The sequence below is a fragment of the Thauera phenylacetica B4P genome, assembly GCF_000310225.1.
GTDB classification, from domain to species: Bacteria; Pseudomonadota; Gammaproteobacteria; order Burkholderiales; family Rhodocyclaceae; genus Thauera; species Thauera phenylacetica.
This window is the reverse complement of record NZ_AMXF01000342.1, coordinates 1-3,174: the sequence shown is the minus strand read 5'-3', so window position 1 is coordinate 3,174 and position 3,174 is coordinate 1. Positions and strand designations below refer to the sequence as shown.

3 protein-coding genes are annotated in these 3,174 nt (G+C 73.0%); all 3 read left to right on the top strand.

All coding sequences use genetic code 11. The features are described from left to right. Positions 1–233: permuted SH3 domain-containing protein (locus C667_RS21600; RefSeq protein ID WP_004384291.1), on the top strand; the 233-nt coding region annotated here is incomplete at its 5' end. After that, the gene (locus C667_RS21595; RefSeq protein ID WP_004384290.1) at positions 230–2,257 is read left to right on the top strand and encodes a MacB family efflux pump subunit; all 2,028 of its coding nucleotides are present in this window, start codon (positions 230–232) and stop codon (positions 2,255–2,257) included. The genes C667_RS21600 and C667_RS21595, both read left to right, overlap by 4 nt. A gap of 9 nt (positions 2,258–2,266) precedes the next feature. Continuing rightward, positions 2,267–3,174 (top strand): TolC family protein (locus C667_RS21590; protein WP_004384288.1); only part of this gene is annotated, 908 nt, incomplete at its 3' end.

Sequence of the window (3,174 nt, the reverse complement as noted above, 5' to 3'; positions counted from 1 at the left end):
GTATGGGCCAGGGCCGCGGCCTCACGCCGGGCGCGACCGGCGCGGCGCCGCGCTCGGGCACGGTGCGGGTGGCGGACGCACGCGGCGCGCTGGAAGAGCGCAAGGTCGAGCTCGGCGTCTCCAACCGCGTGCAGGCGCAGGTGCTGTCCGGGCTCGCCGAGGGCGAGCGCGTGGTCTCCGGCCTGGTGGTCGGCAACGGCGCCGGCCGCCCGCAGATGACGCCGCGGCTATGAAGATCGAACGCCTTCCCGGCGAGGACGCGCCCTCTTCCTCCGATCCGCCGGCGGCGGCCGCGGCGACGCAGGCCGGCCCCCACGTAGCGCCCCCGACTGCGCCCCCGCTCATCGAGCTCCACGGCATCACGCGCAGCTTCGTCAATGGCGAGGTCGAGACCCGCGTGCTGCACGGCATCGACCTCACCATCCACGCCGGCGAGTTCGTCGCCATCATGGGGGCCTCGGGCTCGGGCAAGTCGACGCTGATGAACCTCCTCGGCTGCCTCGATCGCCCCAGCGGCGGCACCTACCGCTTCATGGGCGAGGACGTCGCCGCGCTCGACCGCGACGCGCTGGCGCGCCTGCGCCGCGAGGCCTTCGGCTTCGTGTTCCAGAGCTACAACCTGCTCGGCGGCGCCACCGCGCGCGACAACGTCGAGGTGCCGGCGGTGTACTCCGGGATGCCGCGCGAGGAGCGCCACGCCCGCGCCGAGGAGCTGCTCGCCCGCCTCGGCCTGGGCGAGCGCATCCACCACCGCCCCGGCCAGCTCTCCGGCGGCCAGCAGCAGCGCGTGTCGATCGCGCGCGCGCTGATGAACGGCGGGCGCATCATCTTCGCCGACGAGCCCACCGGCGCGCTCGACAGCCGGAGCGGCGCCGAGGTCATGAAGCTGCTCGCCGAGCTCTCCGCCGCCGGCCACACCATCGTGCTGATCACGCACGAGCGCGAGGTCGCCGAGCAGGCGCAGCGCATCATCGAGATCCGCGACGGCCGCATCGTCGCCGACCCCGGGCCGCGCCCGCCGCAGGCGCCGGAGCCCGACTTCGCCCCCCACGTCGATCGCACCTCGCCGCTGTCCGACGTGGTGGAGGCCACCCGCACCGCGCTGCGCGCGCTGCGCGCCAACCTCTTCCGCACCATCCTCACGCTGCTCGGCATCGTCATCGGCGTGGCCTCGGTGATCGCCATGCTGGCGATCGGCGACGGCGCCAAGCAGAAGGTGATCGACCAGGTCAGCGCGATGGGCACCAACCTGCTCACCGTACGCCCCGGCGCGCCCAACACGCGCGGGCGCGACGCCCCCGCCACGCTGGTGATCGAGGACGTGCAGGCGATCGCCGAGCTACCCAACGTGCTCGCCTCGGTGCCCGAGCAGGGCGCCACCATCACCCTGCGCGCCGGCAACCTCGACCACCGCAGCAGCGTCAACGGCACATCCGCCGACTACGTCGTGGCGCGCAACTGGGCGCCGGCGAGCGGCACCTTCTTCAGCGCCGAGGACGAGGCGCGCTACGCCACCGTCGCCGTGCTCGGCCAGACCGTGGCGCGCGCGCTGTTCCCGGGGCGCGACGCGGTGGGCGAGTTCATCCTGGTGAACAACATCCCCTTCCAGGTCATGGGCGTGATGACCCCCAAGGGCGCCACCCCCTGGGGGCAGGACCAGGACGACATCGTCTTCATGCCCTTCAACACCGCCAGCCTGCGCATCACCGGGCAGCGCTTCCTGCGCAACGTGACCATCGCGGTCGAGGACGTCGGGCGGATCGACGACACCCAGGCCGCGGTGCACGGCCTGCTGCTCGCCCGCCACGGCGTGGAGGACGTCCAGATCCGCAACATGGCCTCGGTGATCGACACCGTGTCGGAGACGCAGAATACGCTCACCGTGCTGCTCGGCACGGTGGCGGCGATCTCGCTGCTGGTCGGCGGCATCGGGGTCATGAACATCATGCTGGTGTCGGTCACCGAGCGCACCCGCGAGATCGGCATCCGCATGGCCACCGGCGCGCGCACCCGCAACATCCTGCAGCAGTTCCTCATCGAGGCCCTGGTGGTGTCGGCGGTGGGCGGGCTGATCGGGGTCGCGGTGGGGCTGGGCGCCGCCGCCATCATCGAGGCCTTCGGCACCGCGGTGCAGTATTCGCTGACGCCGGTGGTGCTGGCCTTCAGCTGCGCCTTCCTCACCGGCCTGGTGTTCGGCTACCTGCCCGCGCGCAAGGCTGCCCGGCTCGACCCGGTGGTCGCGCTCGCTTCGGAATAGGCTTCGTACATGCGCCTCCTGCCAGAAACATACTGCGCCAACGCCCTGGAAAAACGCGACTTCGAGCGCCAGGGTCCGGGCCTGAATCGCGGCTTTCGCGGGCAAACCCGCGCCTTGCTGAGCGCCCGCCGGCTCCCCGGCTTGCTGGTGCTCGCCTTCACCGCCGGCTGCGCGCTCACCGAACCGATCGTCCGCCCCGACCTCGACCTGCCCGCACAGTGGGCCGAAACCGGCGGCGCGCCCGCGGCGGCCGCCCCCGTCCACGACACCTGGTGGCGGGACTTCGGCTCGGCGCCGCTCGACGCCCTCGTCGCCGAGGCGCTGGCGACCGCACCCGACCTGCGCATCCAGGCCGAGCGCGTGGTGCAGGCCGAGCTTGCGCTGCGCCAGGCAGGGGCCTCGCTGCTCCCGGGGCTCGACCTCAGCGCCGGCAGCGGCGCGCGCAACGTGGACAGCAACGAGACGAACTCCACCAGCCTCAGCCTCGGCGCCAGCTACGAGCTCGACCTCTGGGGCCGCATCGCCGCTGGCGTCGACGCCAGCCGCGCCAGCCTCGCCGCCACCCGCTTCGACCACGACGCCGCGCGTCTGTCGATGAGCGCCAGCGTGGCGAGCACCTGGTTCCAGGCCCTGGCGCTGCAGGAGCGCCTGGACATCGCCCGCCAGAACCTCGCCATCGCCGAGCGCGTGCTGCGCGTGGTGCAGGCGCGCTACGACAACGGCGCCGCGTCGGCGCTCGAGCTGAGCCAGCAACGCGCCACGGTGCTCAACCAGCGCAAGGCGATCGAGCCGCTCGAAGTACAACTGCGGCAGACGCGCAGCGCGCTCGCCATCCTGCTCGGCCGCAACCCGCAGGCCGACTTCCCGACCGACGAGCGCCTGGCCGCGCTGCAGGTGCCGGTGGTCGACGCCGGCCA

What these genes read in the sequence shown, in the direction of transcription:
- C667_RS21595 (WP_004384290.1), top strand. Translation starts at nt 230, where the DNA reads ATGAAGATCGAACGCCTTCCCGGCGAGGACGCGCCCTCTTCCTCCGAT.